Here is a 21,428-nt window from a genome sequence, read left to right on the forward strand (position 1 = left end):
CGTACCTCCGCGGGGCAGGGCGGGCGGCCGGATGCTGTGAGGCGGATAGTGTCTTAGGTGGTGACATGTCGGAGATTGGACGGTCATGGACCGATACCCTCCCATAGCCGCGCACGGTCTGGTGGGCGACCTGCAGACGTGCGCACTGATCTCTGCGCGGGGCGTCGTCGACTGGTTCTCCGCTCCCCGGTTCGATTCCCCCAGCGTCTTCGCCGCACTGCTCGACCACGACCGCGGCGGCTTCTTCCGGCTGTCGCCCGACGGCCCCGAGAGCTCCTGCAAGCAGCTCTACTACCCAGACACCGCTGTGCTGGTCACCCGCTTCATGTCGCCCGACGGGGTCGGCGAGGTACTCGACTGGATGGCGCCGATCGCTTCCGGGGGCGCCACCGGCCGGCACACTCTGGTACGGAAGGTGCGCGCGGTCCGGGGGACCGTACGGTTCTCGATGGAGTGCAGGCCCCGGTTCGACTACGGGCGTGCGTCCCATGAGCTCGAACTCCGCCCGGAGGGAGCCTCGTTCAGGTCGGCGGGGATCTGTGGACATCTGCAGGCCGGCTTCCCTCTGGAGCGCGACGGCCAGGACGTGCGCGGAGCCGTGACGCTAGGCGTGGGCGAGGCGGCGGTCGCCGTCTTCACCGTCTGCGGAGCCGACGGACCTGCACCGCCGCCGCCCGGCGTCGACGGAACCACCGAACAGCTCTGGGAGGTCGTCGACTTCTGGCAGAAGTGGTTGCGCACCTCCCGCTACCGGGGCCGCTGGTCCGACATGGTCAACCGCTCCGCCATCACCCTCAAGCTCCTCACCTACGCCCCCACGGGCGCCCCGGTCGCCGCCGCGACCATGGGCCTGCCCGAACAGATCGGCGGGGAGCGCAACTGGGACTACCGGTACACCTGGGTCAGGGACGGCGCACTGTCGGTGCGGGCCCTGCTGGACCTGGGCTTCGTGACGGAAGCGACCGCTTTCACCCACTGGCTGGGCGACCGCCTCGGGGACCGGGACATCGACGGCGAGGCACTCCAGATCATGTATCGCGTCGACGGGGAACCCCTGCCGGCGGAGGAGATCCTCGGGCAACTCGAGGGCTACCGCGGTTCCCATCCGGTACGTCTCGGAAACGCCGCCTCCGACCAGTTGCAGCTCGACATCTACGGCGAGGCCCTCTACGCACTCTCCGAGGGGCACGAGGTCGGTATCCAGGCGGGCTACCGCGGCTGGAAGAAGGTCTCCCGCACACTGGACTGGCTCGCCGACTGCTGGGACCGCCCCGACGAAGGCATCTGGGAAACCCGCGGCGGACGTAAGGACTTCACCTACAGCCGGGTGATGTGCTGGGCCGCGTTCGACCGCGGACTGAAGCTCGCGGCCCAGTTCAGCAGGCCGGCCGACACCGCCCGGTGGACCCGGGCCAGGGACTCCATCCTCGAACAGGTCATGGCCCGAGGCTGGAGCGAGCAGGAGCAGGCGTACGTCCAGCACTACGAGGGCGCCGTGCTCGACGCCTCGCTGCTCCTGATGCCCAGGGTGGGATTCCTCGCCCCCAAGGACCCCAGCTGGCTGTCCACGCTGGACGCCATGAACGACACCCTCGTCTCCGACAGCCTGGTCTACCGCTACGACCCGGCCGCCTCGCCGGACGGCCTGCGCGGCTCCGAAGGGACGTTCAGCCTCTGCACGTTCCTCTACGTCGACGCGCTGGCCCGCGCCGGGCGACTGCGGCCGGCCCGCTACATGTTCGAAAAGATGCTCACCTACGCCAACCACGTCGGCCTCTTCGCCGAGGAGATCGGCCCCAGTGGTGAGCAACTGGGCAACTTCCCACAGGCATTCACCCACCTCTCCCTCATCACGGCTGCCCGCACCCTCGATGAGGCACTCGACCGGCAGCGCGACTGACCGGTCGCACGGTCACCGGTCGTGACTGTGCCGCACCGGCTTGAGAGGATCCGTACGTGGAGTCCCCCGAGCCCTTCCCTGAACTCTTTCCCGAACCGCGGCCCGGAGCCGGCCGGGCCGAGAGCCGCCGTCCGGTGCGCTGCGCCCTGTGCGGACGACCCCTGACCGGCGCGGACTCGCGGCGCACCGGACTCGGCCCCGCCTGCGACGCCAAACTGCACCCGGCGGGCCCGGACATCCGGACCCGCCGTCACGAGGCCGACCAGGATCCGCTGCCCGGCATCTGACCCGCGGTGGGCGCTACGCGCCGTCGAGACGGCGGAACAGGCCCTCCTGGACCACCGACACCAGCAACTGCCCCTGGCGGTCGTAGATCCGGCCCCTGGCCAGCCCACGGCCTCCCGTGGCGATCGGCGACTCCTGGTCGTACAGGAACCACTCGTCCGCCCGGAACGGCCGGTGGAACCACATGGCGTGGTCCAGCGACGCCATGTCGAAGCCGCGCGGCCCCCACAGCGGCTCCACCGGGATCCGGACCGCGTCCAGCAGCGTCATGTCGCTCGCGTACGTCAGCGCACAGGTGTGCACGAGCGGGTCGTCGCCCAGCGGGCCCACCGCGCGCATCCACACCGCGCTGCGCGGGTCCGCGTCCTTGATCTCCTCCTGCGTCCAGCGCAACCGGTCGACGTAGCGGATGTCGAAGGGCTGACGCCGCGCCATCCGCTCCAGTGCCTCCGGCAGCCCGCCCAGGTGCTCGCGCACCTCGTCGGCGACCGTCGGCAGCTCTTCCGGGTCGGGGACCGTACGGGCGGGAGGCAGCTGGTGCTCGAAGCCCGCCTCCTCGGGGCGGTGGAAGGACGCCGTCAGATTGAAGATCGTCCGGCCCTGCTGCACGGCCGTGACCCGGCGGGTGGTGAAGGACCGGCCGTCCCTCACCCGCTCGACGTCGTACACGATCGGCACGCCGGGGCGGCCCGGCCGCAGGAAGTAGGCGTGCAGCGAGTGGACAGGACGGTCCCCGTCCGTGGTGCGGCCGGCCGCAACCAGGGCCTGTCCCGCGACCTGACCGCCGAAGACCCGTTGCAGGGACTCGTCGGGGCTGCGGCCACGGAAGATATTGACCTCGATCCGCTCCAGGTCGAGAAGATCGACCAGGCGCTCGGCCGGGTTCGTCATGCGGTTCGTCTCCACTCTCGAAGCCGGTGTCGTCACAGCTGGCCCACGGCCGTGACCCGGACGACTGCCCGGCCCTCCTCGTCGGAGGCCGCCAGATCGACCTCCGCACGGATTCCCCAGTCGTGGTCGCCGGCCGGGTCGGCGAAGGCCTGCCACACCCGCCACAGACCGTGCTCCGGGTCCTCGTCGATCTTCAGCAGCTTGGGGCCGCGCGCGTCCGGGCCCGTACCGAGGTCCTCGTGCGCGTCCCAGTAGCCGTCCATCGCCTCGCCCCAGGCGTCCTCGTCCCAGCCCGAGTCGGCGTCGAGCTCGCCCAGGTCGCGGACCCGGTCCAGCGCGGCCAGCTCCACCCGGCGGAACATCGCGTTGCGCACCAGGACCCGGAAGGCGCGGGCGTTGGCGGTGACGGGCTTGACCTCGTCGGCCCGCTCCTGCGCCTGCTCGGCGGTCTCCACCTCCGGGTTCGCCAGCTGCTCCCACTCGTCCAGCAGGCTGGAGTCCACCTGACGCACCATCTCGCCGAGCCAGGCGATCAGGTCCTCCAGGTCCTCGGACTTCAGGTCGTCCGGGATGGTGTGCTCGAACGCCTTGTACGCACTCGCCAGATAGCGCAGCACGATGCCCTCGGTACGGGCCAGCTCGTAGTTCGAGGTGAACTCCGTGAAGGTCATGGCCCGTTCGTACATGTCCCGGATCACCGACTTCGGTGACACGGGATGGTCGCCGACCCACGGGTGGCTCGTGCGGTACACGTCGTACGCGTGCCAGAGCAGCTCGCTCAGCGGCTTGGGGTACGTGACCTCCTGGAGCCGCTCCATCCGCTCCTCGTACTCGACGCCGTCCGCCTTCATCTGCCCGACGGCCTCGCCCCGCGCCTTGTTCTGCTGGGCGGCCAGGATCTGCCGCGGGTCGTCGAGCGTCGACTCGACGACGGAGACCATGTCCAGGGCGTACGAGGGGGATTCGGCGTCCAGCAGATCGAACGCGGCCAGCGCGAACGTGGACAGTGGCTGGTTCAGGGCGAAGTTCTGCTGGAGGTCGACGGTGAGGCGCACGATCCGGCCCTCGGCGTCCGGGGTGTCGAGCTGCTCCACCACACCGCCGTCGAGCAGCGAGCGGTAGATGGCGATGGCCCGCCGGATGTGCCGCAGCTGGGCCCTGCGCGGCTCGTGGTTGTCCTCCAGCAGATGCCGCATCGCCTCGAAGGCGTTGCCCGGCCGGGCGATCACCGAGAGCAGCATCGTGTGCGTGACCCGGAAGCGCGAGGTCAGGGGCTCGGGATCGGAGGTGATGAGCTTGTCGAAGGTGGTCTCGGACCAGGCGACGAAGCCCTCGGGGGCCTTCTTGCGGACGACCTTGCGCTTCTTCTTGGGGTCGTCGCCCGCCTTCTTGACGGCCTTCTCGTTCTCGATGACGTGCTCGGGGGCCTGCGCGACCACGAAGCCCGCCGTGTCGAAACCGGCGCGGCCTGCGCGGCCGGCGATCTGGTGGAATTCGCGGGCGCGCAGCGTGCGCACCCGGGTGCCGTCGTACTTGGTGAGGGCGGTGAACAGCACCGTACGGATCGGGACGTTGACGCCGACGCCGAGTGTGTCCGTACCGCAGATCACCTTCAGCAGGCCCGCCTGCGCCAGTTTCTCGACCAGGCGGCGGTACTTGGGGAGCATGCCCGCGTGGTGCACACCGATACCGTGCCGGACGTAGCGGGAGAGGTTCTGGCCGAACTTGGTGGTGAAGCGGAAGTTGCCGATCAGATCGGCGATCTTCTCCTTCTCCTCCTTCGTGCACATGTTGATGCTCATCAGCGACTGCGCGCGCTCGACGGCCGTCGCCTGGGTGAAGTGCACGATGTAGACGGGCGACTGCCGGGTGTCCAGCAGCTCGGTGAGCGTCTCCGTGATCGGCGTCAGCCGGTACTCGTAGGACAGCGGCACCGGCCGCGTCGCCGAACGCACCACGGAGGTCGGGCGTCCGGTACGGCGGGTCAGGTCCTCCTCGAACATCTTGACGTCACCGAGGGTGGCCGACATCAGGATGAACTGGGCCTGCGGAAGCTCCAGGATCGGGATCTGCCAGGCCCAGCCGCGGTCCTGCTCCGCGTAGAAATGGAACTCGTCCATCACGACCTGGCCGATGTCGGCGTACTTGCCGTCACGCAGCGCGATGGAGGCGAGCACCTCGGCGGTGCAGCAGATGACCGGGGCGTCGGCGTTGACCGAGGCGTCGCCGGTCAGCATGCCCACGTTCTCCGTGCCGAAGAGCTTGCACAGGTCGAAGAACTTCTCCGAGACCAGAGCCTTGATGGGCGCCGTGTAGAACGTGACCTTGTCCTGGGCCAGCGCCGTGAAGTGCGCACCCGCCGCGACCAGGCTCTTTCCGGAGCCGGTGGGCGTGGAAAGGATCACGTTCGCCCCGGAGACCACCTCGATCAGCGCCTCCTCCTGAGCCGGATAGAGGGTGATGCCCTGCGATTCGGTCCATGACGAGAAGGCCTCGAAGAGGGCGTCCGGGTCGGCGGTCGGGGGCAGCTGATCGATAAGGGTCACGCCCCCATCTTGCCTGCCTTGTGCCCGGATGCGGGAACCGGAGGACCGCCCGAAGATCACGGGCGATACGCTGCCCACTCAACTCGGCCGCCGTGCACAGGCAATGGCGGCCCCGGCCGTGCCGCACGGCCGCATCACGATGGGGGCGGAAACAGCCATGATGGGACCGGCACACTCTCTGTCAGGGGCAGCGGCCTGGCTGGGGGTGGGCGCCGCGGCCGCCGCCGCGGGCCACACGATGCCCTGGCCCGTCCTCGTCGTAGGGGCGCTGATCTGTGCGGGCGCCGCGCTCGCCCCGGACCTCGACCACAAGTCCGCCACCATCTCGCGTGCCTTCGGCCCGGTCTCCAAAGGCCTGTGCGAGATCGTCGACAAGCTCTCGTACGCCGTCTACAAGGCGACCAAGGGAGCCGGCGACCCGCGCAGGACCGGTGGACACCGAACCCTCACCCATACGTGGCTGTGGGCGGTGCTGATCGGCGGGGGAGCCTCTCTCGCGGCGATCACCGGCGGCCGGTGGGCGGTCCTGGCGATCCTCTTCGTCCACCTCGTGCTCGCCGTCGAGGGTCTGCTGTGGCGGGCGGCGCGCATGTCCAGCGACGTCCTCGTCTGGCTGCTCGGCGCGACCAGCGCGTGGATCCTGGCAGGGGTGCTCGACAAGCCGGGCAACGGCTCGGACTGGCTGTTCGCCGAGCCCGGCCAGGAGTACCTGTGGCTGGGGCTTCCGATAGTCCTCGGGTCCCTCGTCCACTGCATCGGCGACGCGCTCACCGTCTCGGGCTGCCCGATCCTGTGGCCGATCCCGCTGGGCCGCAAGCGGTGGTACGCGCTCGGACCGCCGAAGTTCATGCGCTTCCGGGCCGGCAGCTGGGTGGAGATCAAGGTGCTGATGCCCGCGTTCATGCTGCTCGGGGGAGTGGGCGCGGCCGCCGCGCTCAACTTCATCTGACCTCCGGACACCGTTCGGGGGGCGGTGCGCCCGGAGCCGTAGCACCATGACTGCATGCTGCTCGCCCGGCTCGCCCATGTGTCGCTGGAGGTCGCCGCCACCTCGGCACGGAACCGCAAGGTCGCCCTGCTCGCCGGACTGTTCCGGGAGGCCGGACCTGACGACGTCCCGGTCGTCATCCCGTATCTCGCCGGCCGCCTCCCGCAGGGGCGGCTCGGCATCGGGTGGAGCGCCCTGGGCGATCCGGTGGCGCCCACGGAACGGGCCACGCTGACGGTGACGGACGTCGACGCGGAGCTGACAGCGATCGGGGCGCTCTCCGGTCCCGGCTCGCAGGCCGCGCGCAAGGAGCGCCTCCAGCGGCTGCTCGGCGCTGCCACCAGCGACGAACAGCACTTTCTGCGCGGGCTGCTCACCGGCGAGGTACGCCAGGGAGCACTGGACGCCGTCGCCATCGACGCCCTGGCCGGTGCCACCGGAGCGGAGCCCGCCGCCGTACGCCGCGCCGTCATGCTCGCCGGATCACTGGAGTCGGTCGCCCGGGCCCTGCTCGCGGACGGCCCCGGGGTGCTCTCGGCCTACAGGCTCACCGTCGGCCGGCCGGTCCAGCCGATGCTGGCGCACACCGCGCGTTCGGTCACCGAAGCCATCGACAAACTGGGGCCGTGCGCCGTGGAGGAGAAGCTCGACGGTATCCGCGTACAGGTGCACCGCGACGGGCCGCGGGTGCGGGTGCACACCCGCACGCTCGACGACATCACCGACCGGCTCCCCGAACTGGTCACGGCGGTGGCCGGCTTCCGCGGCGACCGGTTCGTTCTCGACGGCGAGGTGATCGCGCTCGGGCCCGACGGCAGACCGCGGCCCTTCCAGGAGACCGCCGGGCGTGTGGGATCCCGGCGCGATGTCGCCGCAGCGGCGGCAGAGGTCCCCGTCGTCGCCGTCTTCTTCGACGTGCTGTCCGTCGACGGACGCGAACTCCTGGACCTCCCCCTCACCGAACGGCACACGGAGCTGGCCACCCTGGTCCCGGAGCCGATGCGGGTGCGGCGCGTCATCGTCACGGACCCCGGGGACGAAGCGGCGCGCGAGGCCGCGGCTGCGTTCTTCGAGGCCACCCTGGCGCACGGACACGAAGGCGTGGTGGTCAAGGGCCTGACCGCGCCCTACAGCGCGGGCCGGCGGGGTGCGTCCTGGCTGAAGGTGAAGCCCGTACACACCCTTGACCTCGTGGTGCTCGCGGCCGAGTGGGGGCACGGCAGGCGTACCGGAAAACTGTCCAATCTCAATCTGGGAGCGAGGCGGCCCGACGGCTCCTTCGCCATGCTCGGCAAGACCTTCAAAGGACTCACGGACAAGATGCTCGCCTGGCAGACCGAACGCCTCCGGGAACTGTCCACCGAGGACAACGGGTACGTCGTCACCGTGCGCCCGGAGCTCGTCGTCGAGATCGCGTACGACGGGCTCCAGCGCTCCACCCGCTACCCGGTGGGGGTCACGCTGCGGTTCGCCCGGGTGCTGCGCTATCGCGAGGACAAGTCGCCGCAGGAGGCGGACACGGTCGACACGGTGCTCGGCCGGCAGACATGAGCGCGGTCCCCGCCGGTGCGGCGGGGACCGGAGCCTGACTGCTGATCAGCCGCCGGTGGCCGTCGACGCGGTGTGCGCGCGGAGCTGTTCCGGCGTGAGATAGGCGTCGGTGTACTCGAAGTCGCTCAGGGTGGCAGGCTTACGGGCCTGGAAACCGGTCCGTACGAAGTCGTCCCCCGCGATCGCGTTCAGTATCCAGTTGGTCAGGACCCGGGTCTTGGCGACGTTGGTCCGCAGCCCCGACCAGTGGTAGCCGCGTGCCACCAGCTGGGCGGGCATGCCCGTCAGCTCGATGCCCAGCGGCTTGGAGACCGCGTCCCGGCCGCCGAGGTCCACGACGAGGCCGAGGTCCTTGTGGACGTACGGCTGCAGCGGACGGCCACGCAGCGAAGCGATGAGGTTGTCCGCCAGCACCCGCCCCTGCCGCATGGCGTGCTGCGCGGTGGGGGGACAGATCGACCCGTCGCCCTTGGCAAGGTCCGGCACCGCCGCCGAGTCGCCCAGGGCGAACACCCCGTCCGCACCGCGCACCTGCATCTCCGGCGTCACCGCGAGCCTGCCGCGTACCGTCTCCGCGTCGAGTGTGGCGACGAGCGGGCTGGCCGCGACTCCGGCGGTCCAGATGAGCGTGCGGCAGGGCAGGACCCGGCCGTCGGTGAAGGTCACCTTGTCCGGTCCGGCCTCGGCCACCGAGACACCGAGCGAGACCTCGATGCCACGCTTGCGCAGGATCTCCAGCGCGGTGGTCCCCAGCTTGTCGCCGAGCTCCGGCATGAGCTTGGGCGCGATGTCGATCAGATGCCACTTGATCAGCTTCGGGTCCAGCCGGGGGTAGTGCCGGACGGCGTTGGCGGTCAGCCGCTGCAGGCAGGCAGCGGTCTCCGTGCCCGCGTATCCGCCGCCCACCACCACGAACTGCAGCCGCGACTCCCGCTCCGCCTCGTCGTGGCTGGCGTCGGCCAGATCGAGCTGGGAGATGACGTGGTCCCGGATGTAGGCGGCCTCGGCCAGCGTCTTCATGCCCCGCGCGTTCTCGACCAGCCCAGGGATGTCGAACGTACGGGTGACGCTCCCGGCCGCCAGCACGATGTAGTCGTACGGCTCGTTCACGATCTCATCGGTGATCTTGCGTACGACACAGACCTTCGCTTTGGTGTCCACACCGATCGCCCCGCCCGGCACGATCCGGGTGCGGTAGCGCCGGCTGCGGCGCAGGGAGACGGCCACCGACTGCGGAGTGAGCACGCCGGAGGCGACCTGTGGAAGCAGCGGCAGATAGAGCTGGTACGAGAACGGCGTGACGAGCGCGATGTCCGCCTCTCCCGGAGCGAGGCTGCGTTCCAGTCGGCGCACGCACTCGATCCCGGCAAAGCCGGCGCCGACAACGAGGATCCTGGGTCGTGCCACGGTGTGCGTCCCTTCTCGGGCTTACGCGGTCATCGCTCACCTGCCCCGTATCCGGGGCCAGTCACTCCTCATCCTTACCGCCATGGCCGCAGTCCGCCTCCCGTGAGGCGGCGACCGGAGGGGTCCCCGGGCCGCCGCCCCCGGCTCATCCGTGCCAGGACCGCCACAGTGCCGCGTACGCGCCGTCCGCCGCGACCAGCTCGTCGTGGCTGCCCAGCTCGCTGATCCGGCCCTCCTCGACGACCGCGATCACATCCGCGTCGTGCGCCGTGTGCAGCCGGTGCGCGATCGCGATCACCGTCCGGCCGTCCAGCACCCGGGCCAGTGAACGCTCCAGGTGCCGGGCCGCCCGAGGATCGAGCAGCGACGTCGCCTCGTCCAGCACCAGGGTGTGCGGATCCGCGAGCACCAGCCGGGCGAGCGCGATCTGCTGCGCCTGCGCCGGGGTGAGGGCCAGACCGCCCGAGCCGACCTCCGCGTCCAGACCGTCCGCCAGGGCCTTCGCCCAGCCGTCCGCGTCGACCGCCGCGAGCGAGGCCCACAGCTCCGCGTCCTCGGCGCCCGCACGGGCCAGCAGCAGGTTGTCCCTGAGCGAGCCCACGAACACATGGTGCTCCTGGTTGACCAGAGCTACATGGGTCCGTACCCGCTCCGCAGGCATTCTGGACAGCTCGGCACCGCCCAGCGTGACCTCACCGGTCCGGGGCGCGTAGATCCCGGCCAGCAGACGCCCCAGGGTGGACTTGCCCGCACCGGACGGCCCGACCAGGGCAAGGCGGGTACCCGGGGCGATATCCAGCGACACCTTGTGCAGGACGTCGACACCGGCGCGGTAACCGAAGTGCACCTCGTCCGCCCGTACCTCCCGGCCGTCCGGACCGACACTGTCGTCGCCCGCGTCCGGCTCGATCTCCCGTACGCCGACCAGCCTGGCCAAGGACACCTGGGCGACCTGCAACTCGTCGTACCAGCGCAGGATCAGACCGATCGGGTCGACCATCATCTGTGCCAGCAGCGCACCCGTCGTCAGCTGCCCGACGGTGAGCCAGCCCTCCAGCACGAACCAGCCGCCGAGCAGCAGCACCGCGCCGAGGATCGTCACGAACGTGGCGTTGATGACGGGGAACAGCACCGAGCGCAGGAAGAGGGTGTACCGCTCCCACGCCGTCCACTCCTTGACCCGCCGGTCGGAGAGCGCCACCCTGCCCGCTCCCAGGCGGTGGGACTCCACGGTCCGGCCGGCGTCCACGGTCTCGGCGAGCATCGCCGCGACCGCCGCATATCCGGCGGCCTCCGAGCGGTAGGCGGAAGGCGCCCGCCGGAAGTACCAGCGGCAGCCGATGATCAGCACGGGCAGCGCGATCAGCACGGCGAGCGCCAGGGGCGGGGCGGTGACCGTGAGCGCGCCGAGCAGCAGCCCGGCCCACACGACACCGATCGTCAGCTGGGGCACGGCCTCACGCATCGCGTTCGCCAGCCGGTCGATGTCCGTCGTGATCCTGGAGAGCAGGTCACCGGTGCCGGCCCGCTCAAGGACGCCCGGCGGCAGCCCGACCGACCGCACGAGGAAGTCCTCGCGCAGATCGGCCAGCATCTCCTCACCGAGGACTGCTCCGCGCAGCCGCATCGTCCGCGTGAAGACCGTCTGCACGACCAGTGCGAGAGCGAACACCGCGGCGGTGCGCTCCAGATGGAGGTCGGTGACCCCGTTCGAAAGGTCTTCGACCAGTCCGCCCAGGAGATATGGTCCGGTGATCGACGCGATCACCGCGATCGCGTTGACCGCGATGAGGACCACGAACGGCTTCCGGTGACGCCGAAGCAGGGAACGCACGTACGACCGTACGGTCAGCGGTGTGCCGACCGGCAGGGTCGTCGCCGACTGCGGTGCGGCCGGGTCGTATGCGGGGGGTGCGACGCCGATCATGCCCTCTCCTCGAATTCCTCGATCGTTTCGACCGACTGCGACGCACCGATTCCGGCGAGTGGGTCCCCAGCGGCCGGTGCCGCGATCTCTTCCTCGGTCTCCCGGGTGACGACCGCCCGGTACCGCGGTTCGTCCCGCAGCAGTTCGCGGTGTGCGCCGACCGCCACGACCGTGCCCGCATGGACCAGCACGACGCGGTCGGCGAGGTCCAGAAGCAGCGGCGACGAGGCGAACGCCACCGTCGTACGGCCCTGGCGCAGCTGCTTGATACCGGCGGCGACCCTGGCCTCCGTGTGCGAGTCGACAGCGGACGTCGGCTCGTCGAGCACGAGTGCTTCCGGGTCGGTGACCAGTGAGCGTGCCAGCGCGAGCCGCTGGCGCTGGCCACCCGACAGGGACCTGCCGCGTTCGGTGATCCGGGTGCGCATCGGATCGCCGTTCGTGTCCACGGATGCCTGGGCCAGAGCATCCAGCACGTCACCGCAGTGGGCGGCCGCAAGTGCGTCCTGGGCGGTGACCTTGCCGGACGACGGCACGTCGAGCAGCTCCCGCAGCGTCCCCGAGAGCAGCACCGGGTCCTTGTCCTGCACCAGCACCGCGGCCCGCGCCGAGTCGAGCGGCAGCTCGTCCAGAGCCACACCCCCGAGGAGCACCGACGGGGCCGGGTCCGAGGTCTCGTCCGTCTCCGCATGCCCGCCGAGCCGCTCGGCCAGCCGGCCCGCCTCATCGGGATCACCGCAGACAACGGCCGTGAACAAGCCCCGCGGCGCCATCAGTCCGGTCACCGGGTCGTACAGATCGCCCTCGGGTGACATGGCGTCGATCGTCGAGGGCTGCGCACTGCGCTGCAGCGACAGAACCCGGACCGCGCGCTGCGCCGACGGCCGCGAGAAGGAGTACGCCATCGCGATCTCCTCGAAGTGCCGCAAGGGGAAGAGCATCAGTGTCGCCGCGCTGTACACGGTGACCAGCTGACCGACGTCGATCCGGCCGTCCCGGGCCAGCGTCGCTCCGTACCAGACCAGCGAGATGAGCAGAATTCCGGGCAGCAGCACCTGGATCGCCGAAATCAGGGCCCACATCCGCGCGCTGCGCACGGCGGCCTTGCGGACCTCCTGGGAGGCACGCCGATAGCGGCCCAGGAAGAGTTCCTCGCCGCCGATGCCACGCAGCACCCGCAGTCCGGCGACGGTGTCGGAGGCCAGTTCGGTCGCCTTGCCCGCCTTCTCACGCTGGAGATCCGCCCGCCGGGTGGCCCGGGGGAGCAGCGGCAGCACGGCGAGCGCCAGGACAGGCATGGCGATCGCGACCAGCACACCCAGGGAGGGCAGATAGACGATGAGCCCGATACTGATGAGTACGAGGGCGGTGGCAGCAGCGGCGAAGCGCGACAGCGCCTCGACGAACCAGCCGATCTTCTCGACGTCTCCGGTGGAGACGGCCACGACCTCGCCCGCCGCGACCCGCCGGGTCAGCGCCGAGCCGAGCTCGGCGGTCTTACGGGCCAGCAGCTGCTGAACCCTGGCCGCCGCGGTGATCCAGTTGGTGACCGCTGTGCGGTGGAGCATGGTGTCGCCCACGGCGATGAGGATGCCGAGGACCACGATGAGCGCGCCGGCCAGGGCAAGGCCCCGACCGGAGCGTTCCACGACGGCCTGGACCGCGACCCCCACGGCAAGCGGAAGCCCGGCGATCGCGCACTGGTGCAGCAGTCCCCAGGAGAGGGACTTGAGTTGGCCGGTGAGCTGATTGCGCCCGAGCCAGAACAGAAAACGTGGGCCTGAACGGACATCGGGGTCGCCGGGATCCGAGTACGGAAGATCGCGAATCTGCATGACGTTCCAAGGATCGGAAGGGGCAGAGATCCGTGACGGATCTCGTGGAACAGGAGGTGACCAAACCGTGCAAGGTTCGCGTCATGCCCCGGTCCGAAGCAAGCGATTATTGGTGGCGACGGCAGTGGACGGCCGATGTTGGTCTTGTTCGCCGCCACAGCGGCGCAGGGCGGGAGGCCGGTCCGGTCCGCCGGGTCCGTCAGGGTTCCCGGGCACGGGGCGGAACTCCGTGTTCCCGGGCAGGCGGCGGGACTCCGCACCCTTCGGCGCGGAGTCCCGCCCTGCTCTACTCCGCGGGCTTGTCGGAGTCCATGCCGGAGCGGGCCTTCTTCCATTCGCCGCGGGTGAAGTCCGGGATCTGCTGCGGAGCGCCCTTGGCCTTGATGGAGAGGTGGCTCAGCGGGACCGGAGCGGTCCAGGTGGCCGCGTCGTACACATCGAAGTCGGGCGCCAGCCCGAGCCGCATGCACTGCATCAGACGGAAAACCAGCATGTAGTCCATCCCGCCGTGACCACCGGGCGGGTTGGCGTGCTCCTTCCACAGCCAGTGGTCCCAGTCGGCGTACGCGGAGAAGTCCTTCCACTGGTCGTCGGTGTGGTCGGGCTCGAGATAGATGCGCGTCGGATAGTCCTCGAAGACGCCCTTGGTGCCACCGAGGCTGTTGATCCGTGAGTACGGGTGGGGTGTGGACACGTCGTGTTCCAGGCGGATCACACGGCCCTTCGCCGTCTGGACGAGACTGATCGTCCGGTCGCTCTCGATATAGGTCTCCTTCCAGCTCGGGTCACCGGCAGGCATGTGCTCCTCGCGGTACTCGGCGAGACCGAGCGCGGGTGATCCGACGCTGGTGATGCTCACCGCGCGGTCGCCGCGGTTGATGTCCATGTAGTTGGCGACCGGCCCGAATCCATGGTTGGGGTACAAGTCGCCGCGCAGCCGGGTGTGCCACAGCCGCCGCCACGGACCCTCGTAGTAGTCGGGGTCGAACATCAGCCCCCGCAGATCGTGGTTGTACGCGCCCGCGCCGTGCAGCAGGTTGCCGAAGAGACCGGCGTGCGCCATCCGCAGCACCCTCATCTCGTTCCGGCCGTAGCAGCAGTTCTCCAGCTGCATGCAGTGCCGCCGGGTCCGCTCGGAAAGATCGACCAACTGCCAGAGCTGGTCGAGCTGGAGAGCGACCGGACACTCGACCCCGACATGTTTGCCATTGAGCATGGCGGTCTTCGCCATCTCGAAGTGGAAGTCCCAGGGTGTCGCTATGTAGACGAAGTCGATGTCCCCGCGCTTGCAGAGGTTCTCGTAGTCGTCCTCGCCGCTGGTGTACACGGCGGGCGCAGGCTGACCCGCCGCCGTCACCTTCGCGGCCGCCTGTTCGGCCTTGGCCTTCACCGGGTCGCAGACGGCGACGACCTGTACTCCGGTGACGGCGAGAAAGAGATCGATCATGCTGCCGCCACGGTTGCCGAGGCCCACGATGCCGACCCGCACGGTGGAGCGCCGGTCGAAGGGCACCCCGGCCATGGTGCGGCCCTGGCGCGGGGGGACGGTCTCCGGACTTCCCGCCGCTGCCGCTGCCGCTGCCGTGCCGCTGCCGAGTGCTCCGAGTCCGAGGCCGGCACCGGCCACTCCGGCTGTTGTACGAAGCACGGAACGACGGCTCATCGAGCCGTCGTCAGTGTTCCGCGGGTCCTGGTCCTGTGGTGCGTCGTCGTTCATCGAGCCTCCAGAATGGGGGATCTGACGGTGCGCGTAGGGATGCGGAAACCCATGAGGGCATGACGGTTCCCGCACCTCGGTAAGGACCCTGGACGGTGGGGCTGCTGCTGCGCAAGGGATGCGAGGGGACTCTCGCGTGGATTCTCGCGCCGAAACCATGGACTTTCCGGCGGGGCTGCCGGGGGGCGTGCTCGGTTCAGAGAACCGGCCGCGTCGCCCGCTCCAGCTCCATCAGTGCCGAGTAGTACGTGCGGCCGGTCGCCCGGTCCATCCCGATCTCGCACATCCGGTTCGCCGACAGATAAGCGTCGTACTCCCGGGTGTTCACCTCGGCCGCCTCCTTGGCGGTCGCAGAATCGGTGAGCTCCTTGTGCAACATGCCGCGGTCGCCCGCGAACCCACAGCAGCCCGCGTCGTCGGGGATGACGACGTCCTCCGCGCAGGCCTCGGCGACCGCGCGCAACTGTGCCACGTCTCCCAGATGCTCCATCGAACAGGTGGGATGCAGGACGGCCGAGCCCGCCCTGCGGAACACGGTCAGCGCGGGAAGCAGCTCCTCGGCCGCCCAGACCAGAGAGTCGACGACGGTCAGCTCACGGTGCAACTCCCGGTTGGACTCGGTGAGATAGGGGACCACCTCGTGCGCCAAGCCCAGCGTGCACGAAGAAGCGTCGACGACCAGCGGAAGCCGCCCGCCCGCCGTCCAGCCCCAGGCCGCCTCCACGATGCGGTTGGCCATCACGGCGTTGGCCACGTCGTATCCCTTGGAGTGCCAGATCGTCGCGCAGCAGGTCCCCGTGATGTCCTCGGGGATCCACACGGGCTTCGCGGCCCGGGCTGACACGGAGACGACGGCTTCGGCGAGCGACGGCGAGCCCTGGTCCTCGGGTCCGGCGAAGATGCGGTTCACACAGGCCGGGTAATAGACGGCGTGCGCACCCGCCCGGGAGGTGGGAGGCATTCTCCGGCCGGCAGCCCCGGGAATCTGGGGCAGCCACTCCGGTACCAGGTCGGGGTGTACGGCCCTGCGGGCCAGCCGGGTCACGGACTCGAGCAGCCGGTCGCCGCCGCGGTCGGAGACGATGCCCGCCGCGGCGACCGCGAGTCGTGCCGAGGCCTCCACCACCTTGAAGTGCTTCGCGGTGAGAGCGGCGATGCGCTCCTCACGCGGCGAGTGCCGGTGATGACGGAAATCCCTCATCATCGCGCCGGTGTCGATGCCGACCGGACAGGCCAGCTTGCACGTGGAGTCGCCCGCACAGGTGTCCACGGCGTCGTACCCGTACGCATCGAGGAGACCGGCCTCCACCGGGGAGCCGTCCGGCTGGCGCATCATCTCCCGGCGCAGAAGGATGCGTTGACGGGGTGTGGTGGTCAGGTCCTCGCTGGGGCACGTCGGTTCGCAGAAGCCGCACTCGATGCACGGATCAGCGACCGGTTCGACCTTGGGGATCGTCTTGAGCCCACGCAGATGCGCCTTCGGGTCGCGGTCCAGGACGATCCGCGGTGCCAGCACCCCGTCGGGGTCGATGATCTGCTTCGTGCGCCACATCAGTTCGGTGGCCTTCGGGCCCCACTCCAGCTCCAGGAACGGCGCGATGTTGCGGCCCGTGGCGTGCTCCGCCTTGAGTGACCCGTCGAAACGGTCGACGACGAGAGAGCAGAAGCTGTCCATGAAGGCGGCGTACCGGTCGACGTCGGCGGATTTCGCGGCGTCGAAAGCGAGCAGGAAGTGCAGGTTTCCGTGCGCCGCATGACCTGCGACGGCGGCGTCGAAGCCATGGACCGCCTGGAGTGCGAGCAGGGCCTCGCAGGCCTCGGCGAGCCGCGAAGGCGGCACCGCGAAGTCCTCCGTGATCAGCGTCGTGCCCGAGGGACGGGAGCCGCCGACGGCGGTGACGAACGCCCTGCGGGCCTTCCAGTAGCCCGCGACCGTGGCAGCGTCCCGGGTGAACTCGTTGGTGACGGATACGGCCGGCACGACGAGGTCGAGACCCGCGACGACCGAGGCCGCCGCCTGCTCGTAGGTTTCCAGAGCCTCCTCGTCCGGAGCGCGGAACTCCACGAGGAGCGCCGTCGTCTCCCTGGGCAGGGAGACCCAGTCCGCGGGGACGCCCTGGACGCTCACCGATGCGCGCAGTGTGTTGCCGTCCATCAGCTCCACGGCGATCGCCCCCGCCTCGTTGAACTGCGGCACGGCTGCCGCCGCTGCGGTGAGGGAAGGGAAGAACAGCAGCGCCGAGGAGAGGCGGCGGTCCAGCGGCAGCGTGTCGAAGACGACCTCGGAGATGAAGCCGAAGGTGCCCTCGGAACCGACCATCAGCCCGCGGAGGATCTCCACGGCAGTCGATCCGTCGAGGAACGCGTCGAGCCGGTAGCCGTTGGTGTTCTTGATCTCGTACTTGGCGCGGATCCGGGCGGTGAGCTGCGCGTCCGCCTCGATCTCCGCCTTGACGGCCAGCAGCCCTTCGCACAGGCGCGGCTCGGCGTGACGCAGCAGCTCCTCGGCGGCCGGTTCAGCCGTGTCGACCACTGTGCCGCTCGGCAGGACGAAGGTGAGAGAGGAGACCGTGCGGTACGAATTACGGGTCGTGCCCGCGGTCATTCCCGAGGCATTGTTCGCGACGACACCGCCGATGGTGCAGGCGATGGCGCTGGCGGGGTCGGGGCCCAGCAGTCTGCCGTGCCGGGCGAGCGTGGCATTCGCCCGCATGACCGTGGTCCCCGGCCGGATCCGGGCCCGCGCGCCCTCGTCGAGGACTTCGATCCCTGTCCAGTGGCGGCGTACGTCGACAAGGATGTCCTCTCCCTGCGCCTGGCCGTTGAGGCTGGTGCCTGCGGCCCGGAAGACCACGTCGCGGCCCTTGCCGTGCGCGTAGGAGAGGATCGCCGAGATGTCGTCGATGTCCTCGGGGACGACGACGACCTGCGGCAGGAAGCGGTAGGGGCTGGCATCGGAGGCGTACCGCACCAGGTCGGAGATCTTCCACAGCACCTTCTCCGCGCCGAGCAGGGCGGTCAGGTCGGCACGCAGCGGTGCGGGCGTGCCCGAAGCCTTCCAGTCGGGCACCCGGTCGGGGGACGGCGCCCGCGCCGTACCAGGACGGAGGGCTTCCGGCTTCGGCTCCAGCAGCGGCATCTCAGGGTCTCCTCGACGACACGGCGCGGTGCTCCGCACCGCGCCTCAGCAGCGGCGGCGCTCCGGCATCCCGTCCACCAGAGCGGTCAGCAGCCCGCCGAGCACTTCGCGCTGCTCGGCGGTCAATGGAGCCAGGATCTCCTCTGCGGCGGCCTTCCGCGCGTTGCGCAGCGAGCGGAGCGTGGCCCTGCCCTCCTCGGTGATCTCGATGCGGACCACCCGGCGACTGGTCGGGTCCGGCGCGCGGCGCACCCGGCCGTTGGCCTCCAGGCCGTCCACCAGAGTGGTGACCGCACGTGGGACGACGTCGAGGCGCTGGGCGAGATCGGCCATCCGGGGCGGGTCCTCGTAGTGCGCGACCGTGCGCAGCAGCCGGAACTGCGCCGGAGTGATGCCGATCGGCTCCAGCTGGCGGCTCTGGATGCGCTGGAGTCTGCGGGTGAGCCGCAGCAGCTGTTCGGCCAGGATGCCGTCGGGATCGGGGGAGTCCATGAGGGAACAATATCAGGACCCTGTTCATTGTGAATAGAGGTAACAATGAGCTAAGCTCCGTAAAATCCCGTACGTCTTCCGCCGCACGCCTCCGCTCGAAGCCTGTCGGCCCCACGCTGTCGAAGGAGCACATGAAACCCGACGAACCCACGTGGACACCCCCTGCCGGTGATGCCGAGCAGCCGCCCGCCGAGCTGCGCCGCATCTTCCGCCTCTTCCGCCCCTACCGCGGCAGGCTCGCGATCGTAGGGCTGCTGGTCGGCGCCTCGTCACTGGTGTCGGTCGCCACCCCGTTCCTGCTCCGCGAGATCCTGGACACCGCGATCCCTCAGGGGCGTACGGGACTGCTCACGCTCCTCGCGCTCGGCATGATTCTCACCGCCGTGATGACCAGCGTCTTCGGCGTCCTGCAGACCCTGATCTCCACGACGGTCGGCCAGCGCGTCATGCACGATCTGCGCACCGCCGTCTACACCCAGCTGCAGCGGATGCCACTCGCCTTCTTCACCAGGACCCGCACGGGCGAGGTCCAGTCCCGCATCGCCAACGACATCGGCGGAATGCAGGCGACGGTCACCTCCACCGCGACCTCTCTCGTCTCCAACCTCACCGCGGTCATCGCCACCGTGGTCGCCATGCTCGCGCTGGACTGGCGGCTCACCGTCGTCTCGCTGCTCCTGCTGCCCGTCTTCGTCTGGATCAGCCGCCGCGTCGGCCGTGAGCGCAAGAGGATCACCACTCAGCGCCAGAAGCAGATGGCCGCGATGGCGGCCACGGTCACCGAGTCGCTCTCGGTCAGCGGCATCCTGCTCGGCCGCACCATGGGCCGCTCGGACTCCCTCACCAAGGGCTTCGCCGAGGAGTCGGAGCGCCTGGTCGACCTCGAAGTGCGCTCCAACATGGCCGGGCGGTGGCGGATGTCGACGATCGGCATCGTCATGGCTGCGATGCCCGCAGTCATCTACTGGGCGGCCGGTCTCACCCTCCAGTCGGGTGGCACGGCCGTCTCCATCGGCACGCTGGTCGCCTTCGTCTCGCTGCAGCAAGGGCTGTTCCGGCCGGCGGTGAGCCTGCTCTCCACCGGCGTGCAGATGCAGACATCCCTGGCCCTGTTCCAGCGGATCTTCGAGTACCTCGACCTCGACGTGGACATCACCGAGCCCGAGAAGCCCGTCCGGCTGGAGAAGATCCGCGGTGAGGTCGCCTTCGAAAACGTCACCTTCAGCTACGACGAGAAGAGCGGCCCGACGCTCAGCAGCATCGATGTGACCGTGCCCGCCGGCCGCAGTCTGGCCGTCGTCGGTCCCACCGGCTCGGGCAAGTCGACCCTCAGCTATCTGGTGCCGCGGCTGTACGACGTCACCGGCGGCCGGGTCACCATCGACGGGGTCGATGTCCGGGACCTGGACTTCGACACCCTCGCCCGGGCCGTCGGCGTGGTCTCCCAGGAGACCTATCTCTTCCACGCCTCGGTTGCCGAGAACCTCCGCTTCGCCAAGCCCGACGCCACTGACGAGGAGATCGAAGCAGCGGCCCGAGCGGCACAGATCCACGACCACATCGCATCGCTGCCCGACGGTTACGACACGCTGGTCGGCGAGCGGGGGTACCGCTTCTCGGGTGGTGAGAAGCAGCGGCTGGCCATTGCCCGCACGATTCTCCGTGACCCACCCGTGCTGATCCTCGACGAAGCGACGAGTGCCCTCGACACCCGCACGGAACACGCAGTGCAGCAAGCCATTGACGCGCTGTCGAAGGGTCGCACCACCCTCACCATCGCGCACCGGCTCTCGACCGTCAGGGACGCGGACCAGATCGTCGTCCTCGACGGCGGGCAGACAGCCGAGCGAGGCACGCACGCTGAGCTGCTCGAACGGGACGGCCGGTACGCGGCCCTGATTCGCCGGGACGGTGACCTCGCCCCGGCGACCACATGAGGCGGGACCTCTCCTGCGTGGCGGGTCGCACGTAGGGCATGATCGCCGCCCATGAGAGCTCTGCTCGGGGTGGAACTCCCCGGATACCGGCCCGTGGGCGACGACGCCTGGGCGAATGACGACGGCGATGTGCTGTCGCTGCACTACTTCGGACTGCCACCCGACCTTCCTGCCGCCCTGGAAGACGGCCCGACCCTGCGCAGCACTCTCACGCACTGGACCGCGCAAGCGGGCGGCGGGCTCATCGAGGCATCGGTGAAGAAGCTGGACGGGCTGCCCGCGCTGCGGCAGATACTCAAGGTGCCGCTGCCCCAACAGCCCGGCGGGCAGGTGTTCATCGGCAGTTTCACAGTGCCGCGTGCCGGATGCAGCACGGTGGTGAAGATCCAGGCCCCCGAGCGCGGAATGACTGGGATGCGGGAAGCCCGTCGTCCTTGCGAAGGTCGGCCCCGGCCAGTACATCCGGCCGCACCCCTATGCGCCCGAGGTCCAGGGCGGCCTTCCCTTCCACGCGGCGGACCACGCCCGGTGGGACGCGGAGTTCCTGGACCACCCGCTGACCCGGGTCCGTCGGACACTCGATGCGCTGGTCGAGGCGATCACTGTGGACCCCGGATCTGCCGCGCCGGCGCCTTTCGCGGGCCCGGGCGAACCTGCCCCGCGCGGCTGACGGGCCGCGCAACACGGGGGTGGCGCCGCACCCCGGGGGCGGGGGGCGGCGGCGCCGGGGGGGCAAATGTGCGTCGGGGCAACCCACCTATAGGTGGAGACCCGCCAGCAGGGTGGGGTTGTTGTGGTATGGGGGGTTATGCG

At 69.9% G+C, this 21,428-nt stretch carries 13 protein-coding genes and 1 pseudogene; 6 read left to right on the forward strand and 8 right to left on the reverse strand.

Going from position 1 to position 21,428, the window contains the following annotated elements; genetic code table 11:
- The first annotated feature begins 85 nt into the window (after positions 1-85).
- Both ACFWBQ_RS21885 and ACFWBQ_RS21890 read left to right on the forward strand, forming a co-directional pair.
- Positions 86-1,900, forward strand: coding sequence for a glycoside hydrolase family 15 protein (locus ACFWBQ_RS21885; protein ID WP_385491465.1), 1,815 nt, complete (start codon positions 86-88; stop codon positions 1,898-1,900).
- Positions 1,901-1,956: 56 nt separating this feature from the next.
- A complete protein-coding gene (locus ACFWBQ_RS21890; protein WP_385491468.1) occupies positions 1,957-2,187 on the forward strand; it encodes a DUF6011 domain-containing protein in 231 nt (76 codons plus the stop codon).
- 13 nt (positions 2,188-2,200) lie between these two features.
- Here ACFWBQ_RS21890 and ACFWBQ_RS21895 read toward each other — a convergent pair whose 3' ends face one another.
- Positions 2,201-3,076, reverse strand: coding sequence for an acyl-CoA thioesterase (locus ACFWBQ_RS21895; protein WP_385491470.1), 876 nt, complete (start codon positions 3,074-3,076; stop codon positions 2,201-2,203).
- A gap of 32 nt (positions 3,077-3,108) precedes the next feature.
- Positions 3,109-5,622 (reverse strand): DEAD/DEAH box helicase, encoded by a 2,514-nt coding sequence (locus ACFWBQ_RS21900; protein WP_385491473.1) that lies wholly within the window; start codon positions 5,620-5,622, stop codon positions 3,109-3,111.
- A 157-nt stretch (positions 5,623-5,779) separates the two neighbouring features.
- On the opposite strand from ACFWBQ_RS21900, the gene ACFWBQ_RS21905 reads away from it, so the two are divergent.
- On the forward strand, positions 5,780-6,571 hold the full coding sequence (locus ACFWBQ_RS21905; RefSeq protein WP_385491475.1) for a metal-dependent hydrolase: 792 nt from the start codon (positions 5,780-5,782) through the stop codon (positions 6,569-6,571).
- 54 nt (positions 6,572-6,625) lie between these two features.
- A complete protein-coding gene (locus ACFWBQ_RS21910) occupies positions 6,626-8,161 on the forward strand; it encodes an ATP-dependent DNA ligase (RefSeq protein WP_385491478.1) in 1,536 nt (511 codons plus the stop codon).
- A gap of 45 nt (positions 8,162-8,206) precedes the next feature.
- On the opposite strand, the gene ACFWBQ_RS21915 is transcribed toward ACFWBQ_RS21910, so the two are convergent.
- The 6 genes from ACFWBQ_RS21915 to ACFWBQ_RS21940 form a co-directional block, all read right to left on the reverse strand.
- Complete coding sequence (locus ACFWBQ_RS21915) at positions 8,207-9,568, reverse strand: NAD(P)/FAD-dependent oxidoreductase (protein WP_385491480.1); 1,362 nt, start codon at positions 9,566-9,568, stop codon at positions 8,207-8,209.
- A gap of 145 nt (positions 9,569-9,713) precedes the next feature.
- Positions 9,714-11,495 carry an ABC transporter ATP-binding protein gene (locus ACFWBQ_RS21920; protein WP_385491482.1) on the reverse strand — a complete coding sequence of 594 codons (1,782 nt, stop codon included), beginning with the start codon at positions 11,493-11,495 and terminating at the stop codon, positions 9,714-9,716.
- Entirely contained in the window at positions 11,492-13,330 is a 1,839-nt protein-coding gene (locus tag ACFWBQ_RS21925) for an ABC transporter transmembrane domain-containing protein (RefSeq protein ID WP_385491485.1), read from the reverse strand. Before ACFWBQ_RS21925 ends, ACFWBQ_RS21920 begins: the two co-directional genes overlap by 4 nt.
- Positions 13,331-13,616: 286 nt before the next feature.
- Positions 13,617-15,047 carry a Gfo/Idh/MocA family protein gene (locus ACFWBQ_RS21930; protein ID WP_385491488.1) on the reverse strand — a complete coding sequence of 477 codons (1,431 nt, stop codon included), beginning with the start codon at positions 15,045-15,047 and terminating at the stop codon, positions 13,617-13,619.
- A 196-nt stretch (positions 15,048-15,243) separates the two neighbouring features.
- On the reverse strand, positions 15,244-18,186 hold the full coding sequence (locus ACFWBQ_RS21935) for an FAD-binding and (Fe-S)-binding domain-containing protein (RefSeq protein WP_385491491.1): 2,943 nt from the start codon (positions 18,184-18,186) through the stop codon (positions 15,244-15,246).
- A 45-nt stretch (positions 18,187-18,231) separates the two neighbouring features.
- Positions 18,232-18,678, reverse strand: a complete 447-nt coding sequence (locus tag ACFWBQ_RS21940) for a MarR family winged helix-turn-helix transcriptional regulator (RefSeq protein ID WP_385491494.1) — start codon at positions 18,676-18,678, stop codon at positions 18,232-18,234.
- 131 nt (positions 18,679-18,809) lie between these two features.
- Between ACFWBQ_RS21940 and ACFWBQ_RS21945 the strand changes: the two genes are divergently transcribed.
- Both ACFWBQ_RS21945 and ACFWBQ_RS21950 read left to right on the forward strand, forming a co-directional pair.
- Positions 18,810-20,615: an ABC transporter ATP-binding protein gene (locus tag ACFWBQ_RS21945; RefSeq protein WP_385491497.1), complete on the forward strand. Its 1,806-nt coding sequence runs from the start codon at positions 18,810-18,812 to the stop codon at positions 20,613-20,615.
- Between the two features lie 51 nt (positions 20,616-20,666).
- Positions 20,667-21,285, forward strand: a pseudogene (locus tag ACFWBQ_RS21950) (hypothetical protein).
- Positions 21,286-21,428: the final 143 nt, after the last annotated feature.

The organism is Streptomyces sp. NPDC060035 (genome assembly GCF_042736635.1).
GTDB lineage: Bacteria > Actinomycetota > Actinomycetes > Streptomycetales > Streptomycetaceae > Streptomyces.